The sequence below is a fragment of the Pseudoxanthomonas kaohsiungensis genome, from assembly GCF_010211765.1.
Lineage (GTDB): Bacteria > Pseudomonadota > Gammaproteobacteria > Xanthomonadales > Xanthomonadaceae > Pseudoxanthomonas > Pseudoxanthomonas kaohsiungensis.
Genome location: NZ_PDWO01000001.1, coordinates 82,596 through 106,137, shown reverse-complemented (window position 1 = coordinate 106,137; position 23,542 = coordinate 82,596). Strand labels below are relative to the sequence as shown.

Genomic DNA, 23,542 nt, shown 5'->3' with positions numbered 1-23,542 from the left:
ACTACGGCACGCCGCTTGCATCCTGAACCGGGGACCTTCCTGGAGATCGACGCGTGGCCACCGCAGCCGACAAGAATTCACGCTCCCCGGCGCAGAAGAGCGCCGCCCCGGCCGCCAAGGGCGGAAGCAAGCTGCCGCTGATCATCAGCGCGGTCGCGGTCCTGGCCGCCGCCGGCGCCGGCGGCGGCTGGTACTGGAGCTCGAGCAAGGCCGCCGCCGCCGAGCACGCGGCCGCCGCAGCGGCCAAGCCCAAGCTGCCCGCCCCCGCGCAGTACCTGGCCCTGGAACCGCCGTTCGTGGTCAACCTCAACGGCGCCACCGGCGGCCCGCAGTACCTGCAGGTCGAGATCCAGCTGATGACCCGCGACGCGGTCGCGCTGTCGGACCTCGAGCGCCACGCGCCGGCGATCCGCGCCCGCCTGCTGATGCTGCTCGCCCAGCAGGATGCGCAGGGCATCGCCGATCGCGCCGGCAAGGAGAAGCTGCAGGCGCAGGCGCTGGCCGAGGTGCGCAAGCTGATGCGCGCCGAAACCGGCAAGCCCGGCGTCGAAGACCTGCTGTTCACCAGCTTCGTCACCCAGTAACCGGCGCGCCTCCATGAGCATCAACGACCTGCTGTCCCAGGACGAGATCGACGCGCTGCTGCACGGCGTCGACTCCGGCGCGGTCAGCACCGAGCCCGAGCCGGTCGACCCGGGCACGGCGCGCACCTACGACTTCGCCAGCCAGGACCGGATCATCCGTGGCCGGATGCCGACCCTGGAGATGGTCAACGAGCGTTTCGTGCGCCTGTGGCGGATCGGCCTGTTCAGCCTGATCCGGCGCTCGGCCGACCTGTCGGTGCGCGGCATCGACCTCGTCAAGTTCGGCGACTACATGCATTCGCTGTACGTGCCGACCAACCTCAACCTGATCCGCTTCAAGCCGCTGCGCGGCATGGGCCTGATCGTGTTCGAGCCCAAGCTGGTCTTCACCGTCGTCGACAACTTCTTCGGCGGCGACGGCCGCTACCCCACGCGGATCGAGGGCCGCGAGTTCACCCCGACCGAGATGCGGGTGATCCAACTGCTGCTCAAGCAGACCTTCACCGACCTGGTCGAGGCCTGGGCGCCGGTGATGGACGTGGAGTTCGAGTACATCAATTCCGAGATCAACCCGCACTTCGCCAACATCGTCACCCCGCGCGAGTACGTGGTTGTCAGCCGCTTCCACGTCGAACTGGAGGGCGGCGGCGGCGAGATCCACGTCACCCTGCCGTACTCGATGCTCGAGCCGATCCGCGAACTGCTCGACGCCGGCATCCAGAGCGACCGCATCGACCGCGACGAGAGCTGGAACAGCACCCTGCGCGAGCAGCTGATGCTGGCCGAGGTCACCGTCTCCAGCGTGCTGGCGCAGAAGCGCATCGACCTGCGACAGCTCACCCGGCTGAAGGTCGGCGACATCCTGCCGATCGAGCTGCCCTCGAGCGTGCCGGTCTGCGTCGAGGACATCCCGGTGTTCACCGGCGAGTTCGGCCTGTCCCACGGCCGCAACGCGGTGAAGATCGTGCAGACCCGCCCGCCGGGCGCGCCCCAGCCGCGCACGGCCACCCTTTCCGAGGAATCGCCCGCATGAACACCCAGGAAGACTCCGCCACCTCGCTGGCGCAGTTCGACGCGCTGCAACCGGACGCGGCGCTCGATGCCCGCGACCTCAACCTCGACGTGATCCTCGACGTGCCGGTGACCCTGTCGCTGGAAGTGGGCCGCTCGCGGATGCCGATCCGCAACCTGCTCCAGCTCAACCAGGGCTCGGTGATCGAGCTGGAGCGCGGCGCCGGCGAACCGCTGGACGTCTACGTCAACGGCACCCTGATCGCCCACGGCGAGGTGGTGGTGATCAACGACCGCTTCGGCGTGCGCCTGACCGACGTGGTCAGCCCCAGCGAGCGGATCCGGAGACTGAGGTGAGCAGCGCACTGGCCGTCCTCGCCGTCGCCGCCGCACCGGCGGCGAAGGCCGCGGTGCCGGCCGCGCATGCGCCCTCCTCGCCGGGCCTGGCCGGCGCGTTCTTCGCCCTGCTGCTGGTGCTGGGCCTGATCCTGGGCCTGGCGTGGATGCTGCGGCGCCTGCCCGGCGCCGGCTTCCGCCCGGCCGAGGGCCTGCGCGTGGTCGCCAGCCTGCAGCTGGGGGCGAAGGAACGCGCGGTGGTGGTCGAGGTCGGTGGCCAGCAACTGCTGCTCGGCGTCACCGCCGCCGGCATCAGCCGCCTGCACGAGCTGCCGCAACCGTTGCCGCCGGCCGAGCCGCCCAAGCTTCCGAACCTGAAAGACCTGCCCAACTTCGCCCAGCTGCTGTCGCAGCGGCTGCGCAAGGACGCCTGACCCATGTCGCGCCGCACCCTGCTCCTGCTCGTCCTGCTCCTGCTCGCCCTGGTACCGGCGCTGGCCCTGGCCGCCCCCGGCGGCACGCCGCAGGTACCGTCGCTGCCCAACCTGACCGTGGGCCGCATCGGCGACGCCCCGGTGAGCGTGCCGCTGCAGACCCTGCTGCTGATGACGGCGATCACCCTGCTGCCGTCGCTGCTGCTGGTCATGACCGCCTTCACCCGGATCATCATCGTGCTGGCGCTGCTGCGCCAGGCGCTGGGTACCGGCCAGACGCCGTCCAACCAGATCCTGGTCGGCCTGGCCCTGTTCCTGACCGCGATGATCATGATGCCGGTGTGGCAGAAGGCCTGGGACGCCGGCTTCGCGCCCTACCTCAACGGCGACATGGACTTCCGCAGCGCCTGGGACCTGGGCACCGCGCCGCTGCGCGGCTTCATGCTGGCCCAGGTGCGCGAAACCGACCTGATGACCTTCGCCGGCCTGGCCGGCCACGGCACCTACGCCGGCCCGGACGACGTGCCGTTCCCGGTGCTGGTGGCCTCGTTCGTCACCTCCGAACTGAAGACCGCCTTCGAGATCGGCTTCCTGATCTTCATCCCGTTCGTGATCATCGACCTGGTCGTGGCCAGCGTGCTGATGTCGATGGGCATGATGATGCTCTCGCCGATGCTGATCTCGGCGCCGTTCAAGATCCTGCTGTTCGTGCTGGTCGACGGCTGGGTGCTGACGGTGGGCACGCTGGCGGCGAGCTTCAACGGGGTCTGACGCCTTCACGACTGCATTGCGGTTGCCATCACCCAGGTTCATGCCATTGGGGCTGCTGTTGCAGTTGCTTTGGCGTCTGATCTTCGATCTTGACCTCCCCGCCCGTAAAGCGAGCCGAGCATCACAGGATGGCGGGGCCGAAGAGCTGCCCTTGTCTGAGCGCAGCGAGTTTGGGCAGCGTGCCCCGTCATCCGAGAAGCGCAGGGAACCGGCCGGCGTAGCCGGCCGGCTCGCGGCCCGGGCTGTGCTTTCTTTTGGTTACTTTTCTTTGCACAAGCAAAGAAAAGTGACTCGCTCGATGCGAAGCAGCGAGTGAAAGCCTTGGTTCCAATCTCCTCGATGCGAAGCGAGAGCAGATGCGTGTCCCGTGGAAGGGCCCTCCAAAGCCTGGAAACCAGGCCGGAACAGCAGTCTCCGCAACGACGCCGGATCGATGTCTTTCGCGACCAATGCGTCGGATGCCAGCACCACGCTGGCACCGTCCTTGCATCAGCCCGCCCATGAGCCCCGAACTTGCCCTCACCGAACTGCGCCGCGGCCTGGAAGTCGCCCTCTGGGTCGGTGGCCCGCTGCTGGTCGCGGTGCTGGTGGTCGGCGTGGTGGTCGGCGTGGTCCAGGCCGCCACCCAGATCAACGAGCCGACCATCGCCTTCATCGCCAAGGCGGTGGCGCTGACCGCCTCGCTGTTCGCGCTGGGCAGCTTCCTGCTGGCCTACCTGGTCGACTACACCACCGCGCTGTTCCAGCGCATCCCGCACCTGATCGGCTGAGCCGGGCGCGCTGCACGATGGATCCGGCGACCGCCACCCTGATCGACGGCCAGCAGGCGTTCGGCATGATCGGCACGGTCATGTGGACCATGCTGCGCACCGGCGCGATGCTGATGGCGATGCCGCTGGTCGGCACCCGCGCCGTGCCGGTCCGGGTCCGGGTGCTGCTGGCCGGGGCGCTGGCGATGGCGATCGCACCGCTGCTGCCGCCACCGCCGGCCTCCGCCGGCATCGACGCGGCCACCGTCCTCGGCGTGGCCCGCGAGGTGGCCCTCGGGGTTGCGATGGGGTTCGTCCTGCGCCTGGTGTTCGAGGCCGGGGCCGTGGCCGGCGAGCTGGTCTCGCAGGGCATGGGCCTGGCCTTCGCGCAGATGAACGATCCCCTGCGCGGGACCAGTTCGGGCGTGGTCGCGCAGTGGTTCTACCTGGCCTTCGGCCTGCTGTTCTTCGCCGCCGACGGCCACCTGGCGATGGTCGCGCTGCTGGTGCGCAGCTACCAGGCGCTGCCGGTCGGCACGCCCTGGAGCGACGCGGCCGGCAGCCTGGGCAGCATCGTCGAACTGTTCGGCGTGGTGCTGCGCGGCGGCCTGCTCCTGGCGCTGCCGGTGATGGTCGCGCTGCTGGCGACCAACCTGGCCTTCGGCGTGCTCGCCCGCGCCGCGCCGGCGCTCAATCCGATCCAGCTCGGCCTGCCGGTGGCGGTGCTGATGGGCCTGTTCCTGCTGGCGGCGCTGGCCGGGGAGCTGGCGACCCCGGTGCAGCGTCTGTTCGACGCCGCGTTCGAGGCCGGGGCCCGCGTGTCCTCGCCCTGAGTGGCAAGGGCGGTAAAGCCCGGGGCCGGCAAGGCCGATATCCCGGCAATGGCCGCCGAGGCGCGGCACGGAGCACCCGATGCGTCCTTCGCCCCGCGATGGCCACCCCCCGGGTGGCACCGGCCCTGGCCGGGCCGACCCGCGCTTTCCATTTGCCACGGGCCGCCGCATAGTGGCCCCAGGCACTGGCGCAGGGGACGTCATGCAGCGATGGACACGCCGCAACACGCGTGACGCGATTCTGATCGCGCTGGCTTGCCTTGTCCTTCCCCTGCTCAGCATCCCCTACTGGCCCGGCTTCGGGGCCGGGGCCATCGCGCCGCTGGCGCACCTGCAATGGGGCCTGTTGCTGGCGCTGGCGATGCTGTCGCCACACAAGCTCTACTTCCGCATCGGCTACCTGGCGCTGTTCGTGGCCTGGTGCGTGCAGCTGCTCTGGCGCGCGCCGCCGGACGTCCTGCCGTTGCTGCTGCGCTCGGTGCCGATGTACGCGGCGATGTACGGCTGGACCGTGCTGTGCGCGCGCTGGATGGGATGGCCGCGGCCGCCGGAGCAGGCGCGGATCCGCCAGCGCGACATCGTGCCGTTCGGCGCGATCGCCCTGGTCCTCTATCCGCTGGGCTGGGCCCTGGCCCACGCCCTGGTCAACGGCCTGCTATCCCAGGTCAGCGCGCCCGACCTGCTTGCGCAGACGCTGCAGGTGGGGTTCGCGCGCTTCTTCGGCGTGCTGTGCCTGACCTTGCCGTTGGTGCTGTTCTTCACCGGGCGCCACGAGCCGGCGCCGATGCCCAGCCGGCCGCCGTGGTGGGAATGGGTATTGCTGGGCGGCTACTCGATGCTGCTGACCGCGCTGCTGTGGGCGCTGCCCGGCAGCGGCGAACATCCGCTCGGCGGCCTGCTCGACCAGCGCTTCATGCTCGCCGCACTGATGATCTGGGCGGTGCTGCGCCTGCCCTGGCGCTGGTCGGCGCCGCTGATCGCGGCGGTCACGCTCCTGCTCACCTACCTGGTCGGTGCCGGCACCCGCGTCGGCCTGCGCACCGACGCCCTGCACCTGCTGCAGATCGCCTTCGAGATGAGCGTGCTGCAGCAGCTGATGGTATTGACCCAGGTGATCGCGCGCGACAACCGCCGCGCGATCGCGCGCCTGGCCCAGGAGAGCCGCCGCGACGGCCTCAGCGGCGTACCCAACATCAACGCCCTGCGCCACGACCTGGCCCAGGGGACGCAGGCGCCGACCGAGATCGCCTGCCTGGGCATCGAGCACCTGGACAGCCTGATGGCCGGCTACGGCCTGCCTGCGCAGGAGGCCCTGACTGCGGCGATCCACGACCACCTGGCGCCGGACATCCGCGCCTATACCCTGGGAATGGGGCGCTTCGCATTGCTGCCCGCGGCCGGCGAAGTGTCGTGGAAGGACCTGCTGGCCCGGATCGAGCAGGTCGAGTTCAGGCTGGGCGACACCCAGGTCAGGCTCGAACCGCACCTGGGCGTGTGCCCGCTGCGGGACGGCAGCGGCCAGTCGCTGGACCTGGCGCTCGACGCGGCCTACGGGGCCATGCAGGCGGCGCGCCAGCGTGGCGAGACGGCGCCGGTGTTCGCCACCCCGGGGCTGAGCGACCCGGCCGCCCTCCGCGCCGTGCTCGAGACCCATTCCCTGGCGCTGTCGCTGCTGCGGCGGCGGCAGCTGGAACTGCACGTGCAGCCGATCCGCCGGCTCTCCGGAGGCGCGGCGCAGATGGGCGAGATCCTGTGCCGCCTGCGCACCGATGACGGCCGCCTGCTGATGCCGCGCGACTACATGGACGAGCTGGACGCCAGCCGCGGCGTGGTCGAACTGGACCGGGCGGTGATCGAGACCCTGCTGCCCTGGCTGCGCGAGCATGGCGACGCGATGCCGTTCCAGCGGCTGACCGTGAACCTGACCGGCCGCAGCCTGGTCTCGGAAAACTTCCGCAACTGGCTGCTGTACCAGCTCGACCTGCAGCCCGGCACCGCCGAGCGGCTGTGCTTCGAGATCACCGAGCGGGCGATCACCGGCGGCCTGGGCCAGGTGCGGCCGCTGTTCGACGGACTGAGCCAGCGCGGATGCCTGATCGCGCTGGACGATTTCGGCACCGGCATGCAGAGCTTCGAGCGGCTGCAGCAGCTGCCGATCGACCTGGTCAAGATCGACGGCACCTTCGTCCGCAACGTCGCCCACAACGCCCGCGACCGCGATCTGGTGCAGGCGATGGTGACCATCGCCCGCGCCTACCAGGCCGAGACGGTCGCCGAGTACGTCGAGGACGCCGACATCCTGGCCGCGCTGGAGCCGCTGCAGGTCGACTGGATCCAGGGCTACCACATCGGCCGCCCCGTGCCGCTGTCGACGCTGGACCTGACGCCCACCGGGGCCTGACGCCGCCGCCGCGGCCGCTTCTGGAACGGCGCTTGCATCGCTGCTCCCGCAGCCCCCCTCCCGCGGGGACCGGAGCCGGCGATGGCCGAGAACGAGGACGGCCAGGAACGTACCGAACAACCCAGCGCCAAACGCCTGCGCGAGGCCCGCGAGAAGGGCAACATCGCGCGCTCGCGCGAACTGGCGACGGCGGCGGTGTTCGGCGCCGGCGTACTGGCGCTGATGGCGGCCGGGCCGATGATCGCCCGCGGCTCGCGCAACTGGATGCGCGGCGCGCTGCGTCCGGACCCGGCCCTGCTCGACGAACCCGGCCTGCTGTTCGGGCACATGGGCCTGCTGGTCCTGGAACTGGCCTGGGTGATGCTGCCGCTGGTGCTGGCCGCGCTGCTGGCCTCCTTCGCCGCGCCGTTGCTGATGGGCGGGCTGCAGTTCTCCGGCAAGTCGCTGGTGCCCGACCCGGGCCGCCTCAACCCTCTCAGCGGGATCAAGCGCACGTGGGGACCCGAGGGCCTGGCCGAACTGGCCAAGTCGCTGCTGCGCGTGGCCCTGGTGGGCACGGCCGCCGTGCTGACCCTGAGCCACGGCATGGACGTGCTGCGGACCATGCCCAACCAGAGCCTGGAGGACGCCAGCCGCACCGGCTTGCACTTCGCCGGGCGGCTGTTGCTGGCGACCGCCGGCGCGCTGGCGCTGCTGGCCGCGCTGGATGCGCCGTACCAGAAGTGGAACTGGCTGCGGAAGCTGAAGATGACCCGCCAGGAACTGCGCGACGAAATGAAGGAGAGCGAGGGCAACCCGCAGGTCAAGGGCAAGATCCGCCAGATGCAGTTCCAGCTGTCGCAGCGCCGGATGATGGAGGCGGTGCCGGCGGCCGACGTGATCGTGGTCAACCCGACCCACTACGCGGTGGCGCTCAAGTACGACGGCGGCAGCATGCGCGCGCCCACCCTGGTGGCCAAGGGCGTGGACGAGGTCGCGCACCGGATCCGCGAGGTGGCCGACCGGCACCGGGTGGCGATCGTCTCGGCCCCGCCGCTGGCACGCGCCTTGTATCGGGAAGGCCAGCTCGGCAAGGAAATCCCCGTGAGACTGTACGCCGCTGTCGCCCAGGTCCTCTCCTACGTCTACCAGCTGCGCGCCTGGCGCGCCGGCACCGCGCCCGCCTCGCCCGAGCTGGGCGAGGTGGCGGTGGACGAGTTCGCGCCCGGCCAGGGTGACCGCCGGTGAGCGCGGTGCCCGCCCCGCCGCTGTCGCGCCGCCTGCTCGAGCTGGCCCGTAACGGCCTCGGCGCGCCGCTGGCGGTGATGGCGCTGCTGGCGATGATCGTCGTGCCGATGCCGCCGATGCTGCTGGACGCGCTGTTCAGCGTGAACATCGCCATCTCGCTGGTGGTGCTGCTGGCGGTGGTCTACGTGCAGCGGCCGCTGGACTTCACCATCTTCCCGATCATCCTGCTGACCACCACGATGCTGCGCCTGGCGCTGAACGTGGCCTCCACCCGGGTGATCCTGCTCAACGGCCAGGGCGGCCACGACGCGGCCGGCAAGGTGATCGCCGCGTTCGGCGAGTTCGTGGTCGGCGGCAACTACGCGGTCGGAATAGTCGTCTTCGCGATCCTGACCATCATCAACTTCGTGGTGGTGACCAAGGGCTCGGGCCGCATCTCCGAGGTCACCGCGCGCTTCATCCTCGACGCGATGCCCGGCAAGCAGATGGCCATCGACGCCGACCTCAACGCCGGCCTGCTGACCCGCGAGGAAGCCAAGGCCCGCCGCGAGGAAGTACGCGAGGAGGCCGACTTCTACGGCGCGATGGACGGCGCCAGCAAGTTCATCCGCGGCGATGCGATCGCCGGCATCCTGATCCTGTTCATCAACCTCATCGGCGGCCTCGCCGTGGGCGTGCTCCAGCACGGCATGCCGGTGGCCGACGCGGCCTCCACCTACACCCTGCTGTCGATCGGCGACGGCCTGGTCGCGCAGCTGCCGGCGCTGCTGGTCTCCACCGCCGTGGCGATCCTGGTCACCCGCGCCTCGCGCGCCCAGGACATGGGCCAGGCGATGGTCGGCCAGGCCTTCGGCCAGCACAAGGCACTGGCGATCGCCGCCGGCATCCTGATCGTGGTCGGCCTGGTCCCGGGCATGCCCAATGTCGCCTTTTTGACGCTGGGCGCGGCGCTGGCCTACGGCGCCTGGAAGCTGTGGCAGCGCAGCGAGCTGGAGCAGGCTGGCGGCACCGGCGGCGAGATCGCCGGCGCCCTGCCCGCCCCCGGCGCCGGCGGCAGTGCCGAGCTGGGCTGGGACGAACTGCGCCCGGTCGATCCGCTCGACCTGGAGGTCGGTTACCGGCTGATCCCGCTGGTCGACAGCGGCCAGGGCGGCGAACTGATGGCGCGGATCAAGGCGGTGCGCCGCAAGCTGACCCACGAGATCGGCTTCCTGGTGCCGCCGGTGCACATCCGCGACAACCTGGAGCTGCAGGCCAACCACTACCGGCTGCTGGTCCACGGCGTGCCGGTGGCCACCGCCGAGATCCATCCGGATCGCGAACTGGCGCTGGATCCCGGCGGCGCGCTGGGCGCGATCGAGGGGATCAAGGGCAAGGATCCGGCGTTCGGCCTGGACGCGACCTGGATCCAGCCGCACCAGCGTGCCCAGGCCGAATCGATGGGCTACACCGTGGTCGACCCGGCCACCGTCGTCGCCACCCACCTCTCCCACCTGGTCCGCGAGCACGCGCCGGAACTGCTGGGCCACGAGGAGGTGCAGGAACTGCTGGCCACCCTGGCCAAGCGCGCGCCGAAGATGGCCGAGGACCTGAGCCCGAAGACGCTGTCGCTGTCGGTGCTGGTGCGCGTGCTGCAGAACCTGCTGGTCGAGCGGGTGCCGATCCGCCAGCTGCGCAAGATCGCCGAAGCGCTGGTCGAGCATGGCGCCCATACCCAGGACCCGGCGGTGCTGACGGCCGCGGTACGCAATTCGCTCGGCCGTTTCATCGTCCAGGAGATCGCCGGCGCCGCGCCGGAGCTGCCGGTGTTCACCCTGGCCGCGCCTCTGGAACGGGTCTTGCAGGATTCCGCGCAAGGCGCTTCCGGCGCCGCGCTGGAACCCGGACTGGCCGAGCGGCTGCAACAGAGCCTGGCCGATTGCGCGGGGCGGCAGGAGGCCCGCGGCGAACCGGCGGTGGTGCTGGTGCCGGCGACGGTCCGCGCCGCGCTGGCGCGGCTGGTCCGCCACAGCGTGCCCTCGCTGTCGGTGCTGGCCTACACCGAGGTGCCGGAAGACAAGCGGCTCAAGCTGGTCGGAACGATCAGCTGACCGACGGAACAAGAACGCGGTAACGAACGAGCGGGTAAGGAGCAGTCATGAAGATCAAACGATTCGTCGCCGCCGACATGCGCACCGCGCTGCGCATGGTCCGCGCCGAGCACGGCCCGGACGCGGTGATCCTCTCCAACCGCCGCACCGAAGAGGGCGTGGAGATCGTGGCGGCCAGCAACTACGACGAGAACGCGGTGCAGAAGGCACTGGTCGATGCGCAGCGCAGCGCCGAGGCCGAGGCCGCCGCCCGCGCCGCCGCGCGGCCGAATCCCTTCCTCGACAACCTGCCGCCGGCACCGGCGGTGCCGCAGCCGGCCCCTGCGCCGCGCATGACCCCGGATTTCGCCGCGGCCATGGCGGCCGCGCTGGCCACGCCGGCCGCGGCGCCGGTCGCCGCGCAGGCGTCGGCGCCGGAACCGGCACAGCCGACGATGGCGGTGGCGGCGGCACGTGCCGCCGACGCCGGTGAACCCGCACCGGCCGCGTCACCGGCCAGATCCGAACCGGCCCACCTGTCCGCGGTGCCCGCGTCCCCGGCGCCGGCCAACGACGAACAGCTCGTGGCCATGCGCGAGGAACTGGCGCAGATGCGGCAGATGATCGAACGCGAAATGCACCGCCTCACCGACGAGCGCCTGCGCGGTTCGCCGGTGCGCCTGCAGGCGATGGAGCTGATGGAAGACTACGGCTTCGACGCCGGCATCACCCGCGACACCGTGCTGCAGCTGCCGGCCGACACGCCGCCCCATCGCGGCCGCGGCCTGATGCTGGGCCTGATCTCGCGGCGGCTGCCGGTGTGCCCGGCCGACCCGCTGGAGCAGGGCGGCGTGATCGCCCTGGTCGGTCCGACCGGCGCCGGCAAGACCACCACCATCGCCAAGCTGGCCGCCCGCTACGCCGCCGAGCACGGCGCGCGCAACGTGGCCCTGGTGACCACCGATACCGCCCGCATCGGCGGCCGCGAACAGCTGTACAGCTACGGGCGCCAGCTGGGCGTGGCGGTGCACGAAGCCGACAGCGACGCGGCCCTGATCGGCCTGCTGCAGCGCCTGCAGGACTACCGGCTGGTGCTGGTGGATACCGCCGGCCTGGGCCAGCGCGACCGCGCCCTGGCCAACCAGCTCCACTGGCTGCGCGCCGCGCGCGAGGTCCGCACCCTGCTGGTGCTGCCGGCCAACTCGCACTACGCCGACCTGGACGAGGTCGTGCGCCGCTTCGGCCCGGCCAAGCCGCAGGGCGTGGTCCTGACCAAGCTGGACGAGACCGGCCGCCTGGGCAGCGCCCTGTCGGTGGTGGTCGACCACCAGCTGCCGCTGACCTGGGTGACCGACGGCCAGCGCGTTCCCGACGACCTCCACCGCGCCAATGCCGCCAGCCTGGTCCTTCGCCTTGAAGATCTGCGCCGCGCGGCCGATAAGCCGAACATCCCGGAGCACGACCATGCCGCCGCGTGAGTACCCGCCCTTGAGCCTGAACACCGCCAACCCGAGCCTGGCCCCCGTCCGCAGCATCGCCGTCACCGGCGGCAAGGGTGGCGTGGGCAAGACCAACCTGTCGGTCAACCTTGCCGCCTCGCTGGCCGGCCTGGGCAAGCGCACGCTCCTGCTCGACGCCGACCTCGGCCTGGCCAACGTCGACGTGCTGCTGGGCCTGTCGCCGCAGAACACCCTGGCCGACCTGGTCTCCGGGCGCTGCGAGCTGGACGAGGTCATCCTCGAAGGCCCCAACGGCATGCTGGTGGTGCCCGCCGCCTCCGGCCGCCGGCACATGGCCGAACTGCAGCCGGCCCAGCACGTGGGCCTGGTCAACGTCTTCAACGAGCTGCAGCGCGACCTGGACATCCTCATCGTCGACACCGCCGCCGGCATCACCGACAGCGTGCTGACCTTCTGCCAGGCCGCGCAGGACGCGGTGGTGGTGGTCTGCGACGAGCCGGCCTCGATCACCGACGCCTACGCCCTGATCAAGGTCCTCTCGCGCGAGCGCGGCGTGGACCGGGTGCAGGTGGTGGCGAACATGGTGCGCAGCCCGGCCGAGGGCCGCGGCCTCTACGACAAGCTATCGCGCGTGTGCGAGCGCTTCCTCGGCGATGTCTCGCTCAACTTCCTCGGCGCGGTGCCGCAGTGCGACTGGCTGCGCATGGCGGTGCAGCGCCAGCAGGCGGTCGCCACCGCCTACCCGGCCAGCCCCTCGGCCCGCGCCATCGCCGAGATCGCCCGCCGCGCGGCGCGCTGGGAAGCCCCGGCCAGCCCGCGCGGCAACATCGAATTCTTCGTCGACCGCCTGCTCGCGCAGGGCGTGCGGCAGGGAGCGGCGGCATGAACGCCCTGGCCGAATACCGCGCGGTCCAGCGCAGCGTGGCCGACGACGCCGTCGCCCGCCATGCCGACCTGGTGCGCCGCATCGCCCACCACCTGGCGGCGCGCCTGCCGGCCAGCGTGGAGGTCGACGACCTGATCCAGGCCGGCATGATCGGCCTGATCGAGGCCTCGCGCAGCTACGACCCCGACCAGGGCGCCTCGTTCGAGACCTACGCCTCGATCCGCATCCGCGGCTCGATGATCGACGAGATCCGCCGCGGCGACTGGGTGCCGCGCTCGGTGCACCGCCGCGCCCGCGACGCCGCGGCGGCGGTGCGCCAGATCGAGCAGGCCACCGGCCGCGCCGCCAGCCCGCAGGAAGTGGCCGCGCACCTGGAGATGCCGCTGCCCGAATACCTGCGCCTGCTCGAGGACGCCTCGCGCGGCCAGGTGCTGAGCCTGGACTCGCACGTGGAGGACCACGGCGAGGTGACCATCCACAGCGGCGGCATGACCCCGCAGCAGGTCCTGGAACGCAGCGACTTCGGCCGCGAGCTGGCCGCGGCCATCGGCCTGCTGCCCGAGCGCGAACAGCTGGTGCTTTCGCTGTACTACGAGCAGGAGCTGAACCTCAAGGAGATCGGCGCGGTGCTCGGGGTCAGCGAGTCGCGCGTGTGCCAGATCCACGGCCAGGCCGTGCTGCGCCTGCGCGGCCGCCTGGGCCAGTACGAATCGCGCGACGCCGGGCTGGACGACGAATAGGCCGGCGCCTCCCACCCGCTACACCGCACCACCCTGAAACGGAGCAAGAAGTGAACAAGAACATGCGCATCCTGATCGTGGACGACTTCTCGACGATGCGTCGCATCGTCAAGAACCTGCTCAACGATCTGGGCTACACCAACACCGCCGAGGCCGACGACGGCCACACGGCCCTGGCCGCGTTGCGCTCGGCTCCGTTCGATTTCGTGGTCACCGACTGGAACATGCCCGGCATGACCGGCATCGACCTGCTGCGCTCGATCCGCGCAGACGAGAAGCTCAAGACCCTGCCGGTGCTGATGGTCACCGCCGAGGCCAAGCGCGAACAGATCATCGAGGCCGCGCAGAACGGCGTGAACGGCTACATCATCAAGCCGTTCACCGCGCAGACCCTGGAAGAGAAGCTGGGCAAGATCTCCGAACGCCTGGCGGCCACCGCATGAGCGCGGTGGCCGTGTCCCCCGAACGCGCCGCGCTGATCCAGCGCCTGCACGAGGCCCTGGACGCGCTCGAGCGCGGCGACGAGACCTCCATGCGCGCGGTGATCGACGCGCTGGCGTCGGCCCGCACCCGGCCGCTGGTGCAGGGCCTGGGCCGGCTCGCCCGCGAACTGAGCCAGGCCCTGGGCGAACTGCCGCGCACGCCCGACGAGGACGGACGCCCGGTCGAGCTCGACGATGCCTGCGCGCGCCTGGACCACGTGGTGGCGGTGACCGAACAGGCCACCCACCGCACCCTGGACCTGGCCGACCAGTGCCGCGACCTGCTCGAGAGCGTGCGCATCGAAGGCGTCTCCGCGCGCCAGGACGAAGTGCTGGACAGGATCCGCCACAACCTCACCGAGATCGGCCTGACCCAGAGCTACCAGGACCTCACCGGCCAGATCATCCGTCGGGTGGCCGGCATCGTGCGCAAGGTCCACGAGGGCTTCGGCGCGCTCGGGCTGCCGCCCCGCGAGGAAACCCCCGGCCCGGCGCTGGCCGGCCCCGCCGTGCACGGCCTGGACCGCCACGCGGTGACCCAGGTCGACGCCGACGCGCTGCTGGCCGACCTGGGCCTGTAACGAGACCCATGCCATGAGCGGAGTGACCGCGGAGATCGCGGCTGATTTCATCGTCGAGGCCCAGGAAATCCTGGACCGCCTCGGCGAGCAGCTGGTCGCGCTGGAACATGCACCGGACGACCGCGACCAGCTCAACGCGGTGTTCCGCGGCTTCCACACCCTGAAGGGCGGCGCCGGCTTCCTCGGCATCACCCCGATGGTGGAGCTGTGCCACGCCGCCGAGGAGACGCTCGGCAGCGTGCGCGCTGGCCAGGCCGCGCTCGAGGCGCAGCACTTCGACGCCGCGCAGCGATCGCTGGACTGGCTGCAGGCCATGCTCGATGCGGTGGGCGCCGGAACCGAACCGGCGCACGCGCCGGCCGAGCTGATCGCGCAGTTCAGCCTGGACCCGGTCGTCGCCGCGGCACCGGCCCCTGCCTCGTCCGCCCCGGCGTCGCCGGAGATGATCGGCGACGACGAGTTCGAAGCCCTGCTCGACCAGTTGCATGGCGCCGCCGCACCCGGCAGCGCCCCGCCCCCGGCCAAGCCGGCGGCCGCCCGGCCTGCGCCGGACATGATCGACGACGACGAGTTCGAGGCCCTGCTCGACCAGCTGCACGGCGGTGCCGCACCGGGCGCCTGCCCGGCGGCGCCGGCACCGGCCACGCGCGTCGCGCCGGCGGTGCCCGCCTCGCCGCCGCGACCGGCCACGCCCGCGCCGCCACGCGCGACGGCACCGGTCGAGGCCGAGCAGACCGTGCGCGTGGACACGCGCCGGCTGGACGCGATCGTCAACCTGATCGGCGAGCTTGTGCTGGCGCGCAACCGGCTCAAGACCCTGCGCGTGCGCCTGAAGGACGAGGAACTCGACCGTGCGGTGGGCACCCTGGACGTGGCCACCGCGCGCCTGCAGTCGGCGGTGATGCGCACGCGCATGCAGCCGGTCGGCAAGGTGTTCTCGCGCTTCCCCAAGGTGGCCCGCGACGTCGCCCGCTCGCTGCGCAAGGAAGTCGAGCTGGAGATGGTGGGCGCGGAGACCGAGCTGGACCGCAACCTGGTCGAGGCGCTGGCCGATCCGCTGGTGCACCTGGTCCGCAACGGCATCGACCACGGGGTCGAATCGCCGGAATTGCGCGAGGCGGCCGGCAAGCCGCGGGTCGGCCGGCTGCGCCTGTCAGCGCAACAGGAAGGCGACTACGTCAGCATCGAGGTGCAGGACGACGGCGCCGGGATCGACCCCGAGCGGCTGCGCGCCAAGGCCCGCGAGAAGGGGCTGCTCGATCCGGAAGCCGCCGCGCGGCTGGGTCCGGACGAGTGCCTGCACCTGGTGTTCCTGCCCGGCTTCTCGACCAAGGCCGAAGTCACTGACATCTCCGGCCGCGGCGTGGGCATGGACGTGGTCCAGTCGCGCATCCGCGAACTCGGCGGCCAGATCCAGATCCAGTCCGAGCTCGGGCGCGGCACCCGCTTCATGATCCGCGTGCCGCTGACCCTGGCGATCCTGCCGACCCTGCTGGTCCAGGCCGGCGACGACGTCTATGCGCTGCCGCTGGCGCGGGTGCAGGAGGTGCTGCACGCCGCGCCCAAGTCGCTGGGCTGGTTCGACGGGCGCCCGGTGCTGGACCGCCAGAGCCACACCCTGGCCCTGCTCGACCTGCGCCGCTGGCTCGGCATCGAGCCGCAGGACACCGCGCTGCTGACCGTGGTCGTGCTGCAGATGGGCGATTCGCGCTTCGGCCTGATCGTCGACCAGGTCCGCGGCCGCGAGGAGGTGGTGATCAAGCCGCTGCCGCGCGCCCTGCGCGGCCTGCCCGGCTATGCCGGCGCCACCCTCATCGGCGATGGCCGCCTGGCCCTGATCCTCGACGTCGACGGACTGCGGGCCTCCGGCTGAGGAAGCCGGGCCCCGCGCCGGGGCCCGCCTTCCGGCCCACCCTCACTGCCGCTGCGTCGGCGACAGCGGGCGCGCCAGGCCCGTTTCCAGCGCGTGGTCGATCTGCTGGCGGGTCTCGCGCTCGGCACGCTGGCTGACCACTTCCATCTGCTTGCCCAGGGCCTCCATCGGCCGCGAGGCTTCCTCCATGCGCCGCGACAGGCCCTCCATCGGCTGCAGCTGCCGCTGGTGGCGTTCGGCCTCCGCCTCGATCCGCAGCGACTGCTCCTGCATCCGGCGCGACACGGCTTCCTGCTGCTCGGCCAGCGAACGCATCTGCTGCTCGAGCGCGGCGCGCTTGCGCTCGTCGGCGTCGATCATCGCGATGGACAGGCGCGCCTGGCGTTCGGCGATTTCGCCCTGCTGGCGCCCGAGCACCTCCATCTGCCGCGAGGCCGCCTCGATCGCGGCCGGTTCGGCGACGTCGGACAGGTTCTCCATCTCGCGGCCGATCGCCTCCATCTTGCGGCCGTGGCCGTCCATCTGGTCACCGAGCACGCGCATGCGCTCGCCCAGCGCATCGGCTCCGGCCCACGACTTGCGCACCTGCGCCAGCGTGGCCGGATCGGTCACCACGTAGGCCTTGCCGTCGCGGAGGAACCAGAGGAAGTCGCCCTTCATCGAGCGCCGCAGCGCTTCGATCTGCGGCATGTCATCGCTGGAGCCGGACATCAGGTAACCGTCGCTGCCGTTGCCCACCAGCGCGTACGACTCGCCGCCGTTCCCGTGCATGCGTACCTGCACCGCCGGCGGGGCCGGTGGGGCCGGCACGTTCGCCGGACGGGCCGGCGCCGGTGGCGCGGGAGGCGCCGGCACCGCCGTCGGCGTCGCCGGTGCGGGTGGCGCCGGCGGTGCCGGGACGTTCGCCGGCGATGGTGGCGCCGGCGGTGCCGCAGGCGCGGTGGCGACCGACGCGCTTGCCGTCGGCACCGCGGCCGGGGTCGCCCGGACGGCGGTGGTAGCGCGCGCGGCCGGCGTCGGTGATGCCTGCGCCACCGCGGCGACGACGCCGCCGCGCGGCACCGTCGCCGCCGCCGGCGCCGCGGTGCCGATCGCCACTGAAGGCGTGGAATTGAAGACGTTCATTCCCGCCGGCGACGCCGAAGGGTCGCGGTGCGCGTGGGCGTAGAAGGCCAGCCCCGCGGCGGCCAGGCCCAGCAGCGGAAATACAATGCGCCCGCCGCCGGTGGCGTGTCCGGGACGTACGAGCTGTTCGATGCGTTTCATGAGCGGTCCTCCAGTGGGAGACAGGGCGGCGAGTGCCGGTTCGGGGGCGGCGTGCAGGCTCGCCTGGTGGTCGGCCAGCGCCGCCAGCGCCAGCGCGAGCCGTCGCGGGTCACCGGTGGCCTCGGCGGCGAGCCGGTCGGCCACGTGTTCGCGTTCGACGCGGATCCGGCGCGACAGCCACCAGGTGGCCGGGTGGTAGAACAGCAGCGCCTCGGCCACGCCCTGCAGCAGGTTGACCAGGTAGTCGTGGCGTCGCACGTGGGCCAGTTCGTGGGCCAGCAGGGCCTCGAGGTAATCGGCCGGCAAGCGTGTCAGCAACGAGGCCGGCAGCAGCACCACCGGCCGCCACCAGCCCACGACCACCGGCGAATCCAGTGCCGCCACCAGGCGCAGGGCCACCACGCGGCGCAGGCCGGAGCGTTCGCCCAGCGCATCCAGGCGCTGCTGCCAGCTGCGCTGGAGTTGCGGCGAGGCCAGCACCGGCAGGCGTCCGAGCCACCACACGCCCGCGGCAAGCCGCAGCGACAGCGTGCAGGCGCCGGCGGCCCAGAGCAGCACGACCGCCGGCAGGAACGCCTCGACCCCGCGCACCGCCTCGCCAGCGTGCCGCAGCGGCGCGGCGATGGCTGCGATCGCGTTGCCTGACGCGGGCGCCAGCGCGGCCGCGGCCGCGGCCGGCAGCATCGCCCCGGCAACATCCACGTGAGCCCGCGGCCATGCCCAGGCGATGTAGCCCAGCGGCGCCAGCACGCAGGCCAGCAGCGCCAGGCAGGCGACCGCGTAACGCAGCTGCGGCCGGGCATCGCGCAGCAACTGCAGCGCGATCGCCGCCAGCAGCGCGACCAGGGTGCCTTGCCAGAGGAAGTGCAGCAGCGCCCGGCCCAGCACCGGCACCAGGGCATCGGTCAGCTCATGCATGGTCCTTCCCTCCCCGGCCGGCGGAATCGTCCTGGCCCTGCTCGAGCAGGCGGCGGATCTCGGCGCGTTCGCGTTCGCTGACATGCCCGTCCAGCGCGGCCAGGACCAGGGCCTTGCCCGAGCCGGCGAACACCTTCTGGATCAGCTCGCCCAGCAGGTTGGTCTGCAACGCGTCCTGCGCATGCGCGGCCGCATAGACGTGCGAGCGCTGGCTCTCGTCGCGCACCACCAGGCCCTTGCCGTGCATCACCTGCAGCAGGCGCAGGACCGTGGCCGGCTGCATGTCCGGCCGGTCGGCCTGCAGCGCCTGGTGGACTTCGCGCGCAGTGGACGGCCCCAGCCGCCAGATCGCCCGCAGCAGGTCGAGCTCGGCGGCGGTGGGCTTGGGTGGACGCGTGTTCGAACGGGACATCGGCGGGCTTCCACGATGGCGACGGCCGCATCGTGCACCCTCCAGACAAACTTGTCTAGACATTTTTGTCTAGGTCAAAAGTCATGGTCCCGGAGCGATCGGCCTGGAACGCGATCCAGGCGCCTCAGTCCCGGGCGGCCGCCCCGTCGCGCATCCGCGCCACCGCTTCGACGCTCGCCTGCGCGAGCAGGCCGGCCAGGGAACCGCGTTCGTGCGGCACCGCGCTGGCCTGTCCCTCCAGCGCGGCCAGCAGCGCGGGCGCCAGTTGCCACTCCTGCGCCACCAGGCGGCCGATCCGCGGTGACCAGTGCTGCAGGAGGCTGGCGATCGCAACCGCGGGTGGCGCTGGCTGGCCCGCACGTAAGCATTCGTCGCGCAGGGCCTGCACGACCACGATCGCGCCCAATCCCTGCAGCAGGACCGGCAGCTGGGCGCCGAAGGCATCGACGCCTTCCCGACGCGCCGCCTCCACCACCCATGCGGACGCATGCTGGGTGTGTTCCCAGAGCCGGGCGGGCAGTTCGCCCAGCACCCCGCCCTCGGTGCGCATCACCGGCTGCATCAGCGCCACCGCCAGCATCCGCCGCACGCCCTCGGTGCCGAGCAGGGACACGGCCCGCTCCAGCCCTTCCACCGGCGTGGACTGGAGCCTGTACAAGGGACTGTTGGCCAGTTTCAGCAGGTTCGCCGCCAGCGCCGGATCGCGCGCGATCAGCACGGCGATGTCGCGCGCCGAGGAAGCGTCGTCGTTGAGCATGCCCAGCAGCTGCGGAAGCAGCTGCGGTCGCCGCGGCAGCCGTTGCGGTTCGGAGGCGAAGCGCGACAGGACCTGCGTGGCGCCCGCGCAGGCGCGCGCATCGGCGGTGGCGGCATCCCCGCCGATGCCCGCCAGCTCGACCAGGGCCAGGGCCCATCCGCCATCACTTGCGAATGCTTCGGCACCGGCCTGGGCAGCCGATTCAACGCGCGGTGCCATCGGCGCCGGTGCGGCGCCGGTGCGGCGGGAACGCCACCACCAGCCACCCGCCGCGAGCGCGATTACCGGCAATCCGATCCAGGCCAATGTCGACATCCGTCCCCTGCACTCACTGCGTGACCCTGCGCCAGGCGCGATGGTAGCAACCGCCGTGCCGGCACGCGGCCGTGCCGGCGCGCGCGACGGTCAGCCGTGGGCGAGCGCGTAGTCGATGGCCGCGCGCACGGCGGCCACCTGCGCGGCATTGCACTGTTCCGGGGTGGCCTGCGGGCTGTCCGGATAGACCTCGGTCGTGGTCGCGTAACGCGCATCGGTGGCGCCGGCGCACAGGCCCAGCGACTTGACCGGGTAGTTGATCACCCCGTGAGCCACCACCGGCGAGCCGATCATCTTCCCGTCGGCGTCGGCCGGCGCGATATGCGTGACCCGCTCGACCGCGGCGATGACCGCCTGCTGGAACGCCGGTTGCGGATTCTCCGAATCGCCGACCAGGTAGAACCCGTCGGGAACGCCTTCCGGCTCGAATGGCTTGCCATCGCGCGCGGCCAGGGCCGGGCGGAACTCGCTCTCGTCGGTATCGGTGGTCTCGTGCAGGTCGATGTGCACCAGGAAGCGGCCCTGCATAGGCGCCAGCAGCCGCATCAGCGCGATCGACTCCAGCGCCTTGCCGTGCGCGCTGAAGGACCGGTTCGGGTCGACCGCGGCCGGATTCCAGCGCTGCACGTGCTCGTAGCCCCACGGGCTCACGCAGGGCACCACCAGCACGTTGATGCGGCCCTCGTAGGCGCTGCCGTGCTCGGCGGCGAAACGCAGCGCGCCGTGCACGCCGCTGGTCTCGTAGCCGTGCACGCCCCCGGTCACCAGGGCGATCGGCCGGTCATGGCTCCAGTCGGCGCTGTGCAGGGCGACCAGGGGATAGAAATCCGGGGCATAGTCCAGCTCGCCATAGGGCTGCACGTCCCAGTGCGCATGCAGGTGCGCGACCGCTTCGAGCACGTCGCTGGCGTAACTGCGCTGGCGACGCTGGCGCGAACGCCACAGGCTGCGCTCCGCCTCCCCCCAAGGCTGGCCGGGGGTTCCGATCGGATGGAAGCGCTGGGGCGTCATAAAAACACCGGGTCTGCAGTAGGGCCATCACTCTAGCAGCGCCCCGCCCCCGGCCGGAGGCCCGCGGCGGCAGGGCCATTCCGGCCCGCTTCACGCCAATGGAGTACGATCGGGCGCAAGGCTCGCAGAGGCGCGTGCCGCCGCGGCCCACGGGCCGCCGACCCGCCATCCTCGTCCCCTCCGCCCGGACCTTCCGGACGCCTCCGCCGCCATTGCCGTCCGCGACCGCGCGGGCCGTCACCGGCCTCACCGTTCCACCCTCCCGCACTGGAGCTCCGCCCTGCATGGCCACCCGCAAACCCCCGAGCCCTCCCTCCTCCGACCGCAGGCCCGCCAGTGATGGCGGCAAGGGCGGTGGCAGCCTGACCAGCGAGCGGATCTCCGGCGACCTGGAGGCCTTCCGCAAGGCCGGTGGCCGTATCGAAGTGCTGGGCAACACGCGCGTGCTCACCCGCATCGAGGAAGTCGAGAAAAAGCCCGGCAAGTGACCGGCCGCGGCCGGGTCAGATCCGCGACGTCGGCAACGGGCGAGCGCGGTGCATCAGGCTCCACTCGGCGTGCTCGGTCAGCGCCGCCTCGCCCAGCGCGACCAGGATCCGCCGCTTCTCCTCCAAGCCCGGTGCATCGGCAAGCAAGCGCCGCGCCGAGGCGAAGATGCGCTGCATGAACCGGTACTGGCGCACCATCTCGCGGTCGGCCTTCTTGTGCATGTAGGCCTCGTGCACCCCGGCGGCGATCGACAGGAAGCCCACCGCCGATCGCGACCGGCAGGCGTTCGCGAACGCGCTCGATGCCTGGCTGGCCCGGCGCCGCTAGGCGCGCCCGGCCTCAGGGCGCGGCGGTCGCGGCCGCCGGCTTGACCAGCTGCTTGTGCAGTTCCGGCAGCAGCATGTTCGCCGCGCTGCCATACCAGCGGTGGTACTCGGCCACCATCTCGCCGTTGGCGATGACCGGATCGGTCGCGGTGAGCGCGCGGGCCTGCTCGATATCGTCGACCGCGAACACGAACAGTCCGCGCCAGCCATCGGGGTCCTTCATGAAGGGACCGGCCAGCGCCAGCTTGCCCTCGCCGGCCAGGCGTTCCATGTTGGCGAAGTGGCCGGCGAACATCGCATCGCGCGCCGCGCCATCGGGCATGCGCTTCGGGCCGGTCTTCAGGATCACCAGCACGTATGGCCGCATCCCGTGCTCGTCGGCGCCCACGCGCCGGGCCAGGGCCTCGTCATAGGCCGGCGCTGCCGCGGGTTCGGCCGCGAATCCAGCCGGTGCTGCCAGCCAGGCCAGCAGGAAAGGAACCGATAGCCACTTCATGCGCTGCCTCCCGACGGCCTGCCATGCCGCACGGCGCGGCGATGGCCGGGATCGTAGTCCCGCCCCGCGCCGGCCGCCAGCCCACGGACCAGGCCCCGGCGAACGGCGCTCGCGCGACTTCGACGCCGCTCAGTCCGCCCGTCCGGCCGGGGACTCGAGCATGGCGTCGAGGTCGGCGTCCTTCTGCTCCCATAGCCCGTTCATCCACTGCTGGAAGCGGGCGCGGAAGGCGCGGTCGTCCTGGTAGTGCCCGCTGGCAAGCTCGGCGGGAATGTCCCGCTTGCGCACGCGGATGCGGATGGCGGGCACGCGATCGGCCATCAGGTCGAGCATCGACGGCCGGCCCGCCGGATAGGCGATGGTGACGTCCAGGATCGCGTGCAGCCCGTCGCCCATCGCATCGAGCACGAAGGCCACGCCGCCGGACTTGGGCTTGAGCAGGTGCCGGTACGGTGAAGCCTGGCCGGCATGCTTGGCCGGAGTGAAGCGGGTGCCCTCGACGAAGTTCATCACCGCCACCGGGATGTCGCGGAACTTGGCGCAGGCCCGGCGCGTGGCCTCGATGTCGCGCCGGCCCAGCTCCGGGTTGCGCGCGATCTGGCGGCGGTTGTAGCGGCCCATGAACGGGAAATCCAGTGCCCACCACGCCAGCCCAAGCACCGGCACCCAGAACAGCGAACGCTTGAGGAAGAAGCGCAGCAGCGGGATGCGCCGGTTGAACACCTTCTGCAGCACCAGGATGTCGACCCAGCTCTGGTGGTTGGCCAGAACCAGGTAATGGCCGTAGCGCTGCAGGTCGCTGAAGCCTTCGACGTCGAACCGTGCCGAAGTGAAGCGGTCGATCATCGCGCTGTTGACCGCGATCCAGCTTTCGGCGAGGCCGGTCAGCAGCGGATTGCAGGCGCGCCGCACGGCGGCCAGCGGCAGCGCCGCCTTGAACAGGCCCACCAGCAGCAGCGGCAAGGCATGGACCAGGGTATTGACCACGACCAGCAACAGGATCGACGCGAGACGCAACCCGGTCAGTAGGGACACCGGCGGTTTTCCAGGCGATGCAGGGGCTGCGAAGGTTACCAAAACATCGCCGGCCGCCGCCTGCGCCGGCGCGAGCGGAA

At 71.6% G+C, this 23,542-nt stretch carries 24 protein-coding genes; 17 read left to right on the top strand and 7 right to left on the bottom strand.

Annotated features, from left to right (window positions below; all coding sequences use genetic code 11):
- The first annotated feature begins 53 nt into the window (after positions 1 to 53).
- From CSC66_RS00520 to CSC66_RS00445, 16 genes are all read left to right on the top strand, one after another.
- Positions 54 to 584: a flagellar basal body-associated FliL family protein gene (locus CSC66_RS00520; RefSeq protein ID WP_162375334.1), complete on the top strand. Its 531-nt coding sequence runs from the start codon at positions 54 to 56 to the stop codon at positions 582 to 584.
- A 13-nt stretch (positions 585 to 597) separates the two neighbouring features.
- The gene (gene fliM / locus CSC66_RS00515) at positions 598 to 1,617 is read left to right on the top strand and encodes a flagellar motor switch protein FliM (protein WP_162375333.1); all 1,020 of its coding nucleotides are present in this window, start codon (positions 598 to 600) and stop codon (positions 1,615 to 1,617) included.
- Positions 1,614 to 1,952 (top strand): flagellar motor switch protein FliN, encoded by a 339-nt coding sequence (gene fliN / locus CSC66_RS00510; protein WP_162375332.1) that lies wholly within the window; start codon positions 1,614 to 1,616, stop codon positions 1,950 to 1,952. The genes fliM and fliN overlap by 4 nt, the downstream gene beginning before the upstream one ends.
- 8 nt (positions 1,953 to 1,960) lie before the next feature.
- A complete protein-coding gene (gene fliO, locus CSC66_RS00505; protein ID WP_162375780.1) occupies positions 1,961 to 2,365 on the top strand; it encodes a flagellar biosynthetic protein FliO in 405 nt (134 codons plus the stop codon).
- A 3-nt stretch (positions 2,366 to 2,368) separates the two neighbouring features.
- Complete coding sequence (fliP, locus tag CSC66_RS00500; RefSeq protein WP_162375331.1) at positions 2,369 to 3,136, top strand: flagellar type III secretion system pore protein FliP; 768 nt, start codon at positions 2,369 to 2,371, stop codon at positions 3,134 to 3,136.
- Positions 3,137 to 3,636: 500 nt separating this feature from the next.
- Positions 3,637 to 3,906 carry a flagellar biosynthetic protein FliQ gene (locus CSC66_RS00495; protein WP_162375330.1) on the top strand — a complete coding sequence of 90 codons (270 nt, stop codon included), beginning with the start codon at positions 3,637 to 3,639 and terminating at the stop codon, positions 3,904 to 3,906.
- A gap of 17 nt (positions 3,907 to 3,923) precedes the next feature.
- The gene (gene fliR, locus CSC66_RS00490) at positions 3,924 to 4,718 is read left to right on the top strand and encodes a flagellar biosynthetic protein FliR (protein ID WP_162375329.1); all 795 of its coding nucleotides are present in this window, start codon (positions 3,924 to 3,926) and stop codon (positions 4,716 to 4,718) included.
- A gap of 202 nt (positions 4,719 to 4,920) precedes the next feature.
- Positions 4,921 to 7,119, top strand: a complete 2,199-nt coding sequence (locus CSC66_RS00485; RefSeq protein ID WP_162375328.1) for an EAL domain-containing protein — start codon at positions 4,921 to 4,923, stop codon at positions 7,117 to 7,119.
- An 81-nt stretch (positions 7,120 to 7,200) separates the two neighbouring features.
- Positions 7,201 to 8,346: a flagellar biosynthesis protein FlhB gene (flhB, locus tag CSC66_RS00480; protein WP_162375327.1), complete on the top strand. Its 1,146-nt coding sequence runs from the start codon at positions 7,201 to 7,203 to the stop codon at positions 8,344 to 8,346.
- A gap of 77 nt (positions 8,347 to 8,423) precedes the next feature.
- Positions 8,424 to 10,436, top strand: a complete 2,013-nt coding sequence (gene flhA / locus CSC66_RS00475; protein ID WP_379655851.1) for a flagellar biosynthesis protein FlhA — start codon at positions 8,424 to 8,426, stop codon at positions 10,434 to 10,436.
- A gap of 47 nt (positions 10,437 to 10,483) precedes the next feature.
- Positions 10,484 to 11,893, top strand: coding sequence for a flagellar biosynthesis GTPase FlhF (gene flhF / locus CSC66_RS00470; protein WP_162375325.1), 1,410 nt, complete (start codon positions 10,484 to 10,486; stop codon positions 11,891 to 11,893).
- Positions 11,880 to 12,761: a P-loop NTPase gene (locus tag CSC66_RS00465; protein ID WP_202935564.1), complete on the top strand. Its 882-nt coding sequence runs from the start codon at positions 11,880 to 11,882 to the stop codon at positions 12,759 to 12,761. The genes flhF and CSC66_RS00465 overlap by 14 nt, the downstream gene beginning before the upstream one ends.
- A complete protein-coding gene (locus CSC66_RS00460) occupies positions 12,758 to 13,501 on the top strand; it encodes an RNA polymerase sigma factor FliA (protein ID WP_162375323.1) in 744 nt (247 codons plus the stop codon). The genes CSC66_RS00465 and CSC66_RS00460 overlap by 4 nt, the downstream gene beginning before the upstream one ends.
- Before the next feature lie 50 nt (positions 13,502 to 13,551).
- Positions 13,552 to 13,944, top strand: a complete 393-nt coding sequence (locus CSC66_RS00455) for a chemotaxis response regulator CheY (protein WP_162375322.1) — start codon at positions 13,552 to 13,554, stop codon at positions 13,942 to 13,944.
- On the top strand, positions 13,941 to 14,564 hold the full coding sequence (locus tag CSC66_RS00450; protein WP_162375321.1) for a protein phosphatase CheZ: 624 nt from the start codon (positions 13,941 to 13,943) through the stop codon (positions 14,562 to 14,564). Before CSC66_RS00455 ends, CSC66_RS00450 begins: the two co-directional genes overlap by 4 nt.
- A gap of 13 nt (positions 14,565 to 14,577) precedes the next feature.
- Positions 14,578 to 16,437 carry a chemotaxis protein CheA gene (locus CSC66_RS00445; protein WP_162375320.1) on the top strand — a complete coding sequence of 620 codons (1,860 nt, stop codon included), beginning with the start codon at positions 14,578 to 14,580 and terminating at the stop codon, positions 16,435 to 16,437.
- Positions 16,438 to 16,479: 42 nt separating this feature from the next.
- Here CSC66_RS00445 and CSC66_RS00440 read toward each other — a convergent pair whose 3' ends face one another.
- The 4 genes from CSC66_RS00440 to CSC66_RS00425 all read right to left on the bottom strand — a co-directional run bounded on the left by CSC66_RS00440 (position 16,480) and on the right by CSC66_RS00425 (position 21,116).
- Positions 16,480 to 18,621, bottom strand: a complete 2,142-nt coding sequence (locus CSC66_RS00440) for a M56 family metallopeptidase (protein ID WP_162375319.1) — start codon at positions 18,619 to 18,621, stop codon at positions 16,480 to 16,482.
- Positions 18,614 to 19,033 (bottom strand): BlaI/MecI/CopY family transcriptional regulator, encoded by a 420-nt coding sequence (locus CSC66_RS00435; protein WP_162375318.1) that lies wholly within the window; start codon positions 19,031 to 19,033, stop codon positions 18,614 to 18,616. The genes CSC66_RS00440 and CSC66_RS00435 overlap by 8 nt, the downstream gene beginning before the upstream one ends.
- A 124-nt stretch (positions 19,034 to 19,157) precedes the next feature.
- Positions 19,158 to 20,009 carry an HDOD domain-containing protein gene (locus tag CSC66_RS00430; protein WP_162375317.1) on the bottom strand — a complete coding sequence of 284 codons (852 nt, stop codon included), beginning with the start codon at positions 20,007 to 20,009 and terminating at the stop codon, positions 19,158 to 19,160.
- 186 nt (positions 20,010 to 20,195) lie between these two features.
- Positions 20,196 to 21,116, bottom strand: coding sequence for a M14 family metallopeptidase (locus tag CSC66_RS00425; protein WP_162375316.1), 921 nt, complete (start codon positions 21,114 to 21,116; stop codon positions 20,196 to 20,198).
- A 284-nt stretch (positions 21,117 to 21,400) separates the two neighbouring features.
- Here CSC66_RS00425 and CSC66_RS00420 point away from each other — a divergent pair, with 284 nt between their 5' ends.
- Entirely contained in the window at positions 21,401 to 21,604 is a 204-nt protein-coding gene (locus CSC66_RS00420) for a hypothetical protein (RefSeq protein ID WP_162375315.1), read from the top strand.
- Between the two features lie 15 nt (positions 21,605 to 21,619).
- On the opposite strand, the gene CSC66_RS00415 is transcribed toward CSC66_RS00420, so the two are convergent.
- From CSC66_RS00415 to CSC66_RS00405, 3 genes are all read right to left on the bottom strand, one after another.
- A complete protein-coding gene (locus tag CSC66_RS00415; protein ID WP_162375314.1) occupies positions 21,620 to 21,868 on the bottom strand; it encodes a hypothetical protein in 249 nt (82 codons plus the stop codon).
- Between the two features lie 76 nt (positions 21,869 to 21,944).
- Entirely contained in the window at positions 21,945 to 22,427 is a 483-nt protein-coding gene (locus CSC66_RS00410) for a YciI family protein (protein ID WP_162375313.1), read from the bottom strand.
- Positions 22,428 to 22,556: 129 nt separating this feature from the next.
- Positions 22,557 to 23,462, bottom strand: a complete 906-nt coding sequence (locus CSC66_RS00405) for an acyltransferase (protein WP_379655879.1) — start codon at positions 23,460 to 23,462, stop codon at positions 22,557 to 22,559.
- Between the last annotated feature and the right edge of the window lie 80 nt (positions 23,463 to 23,542).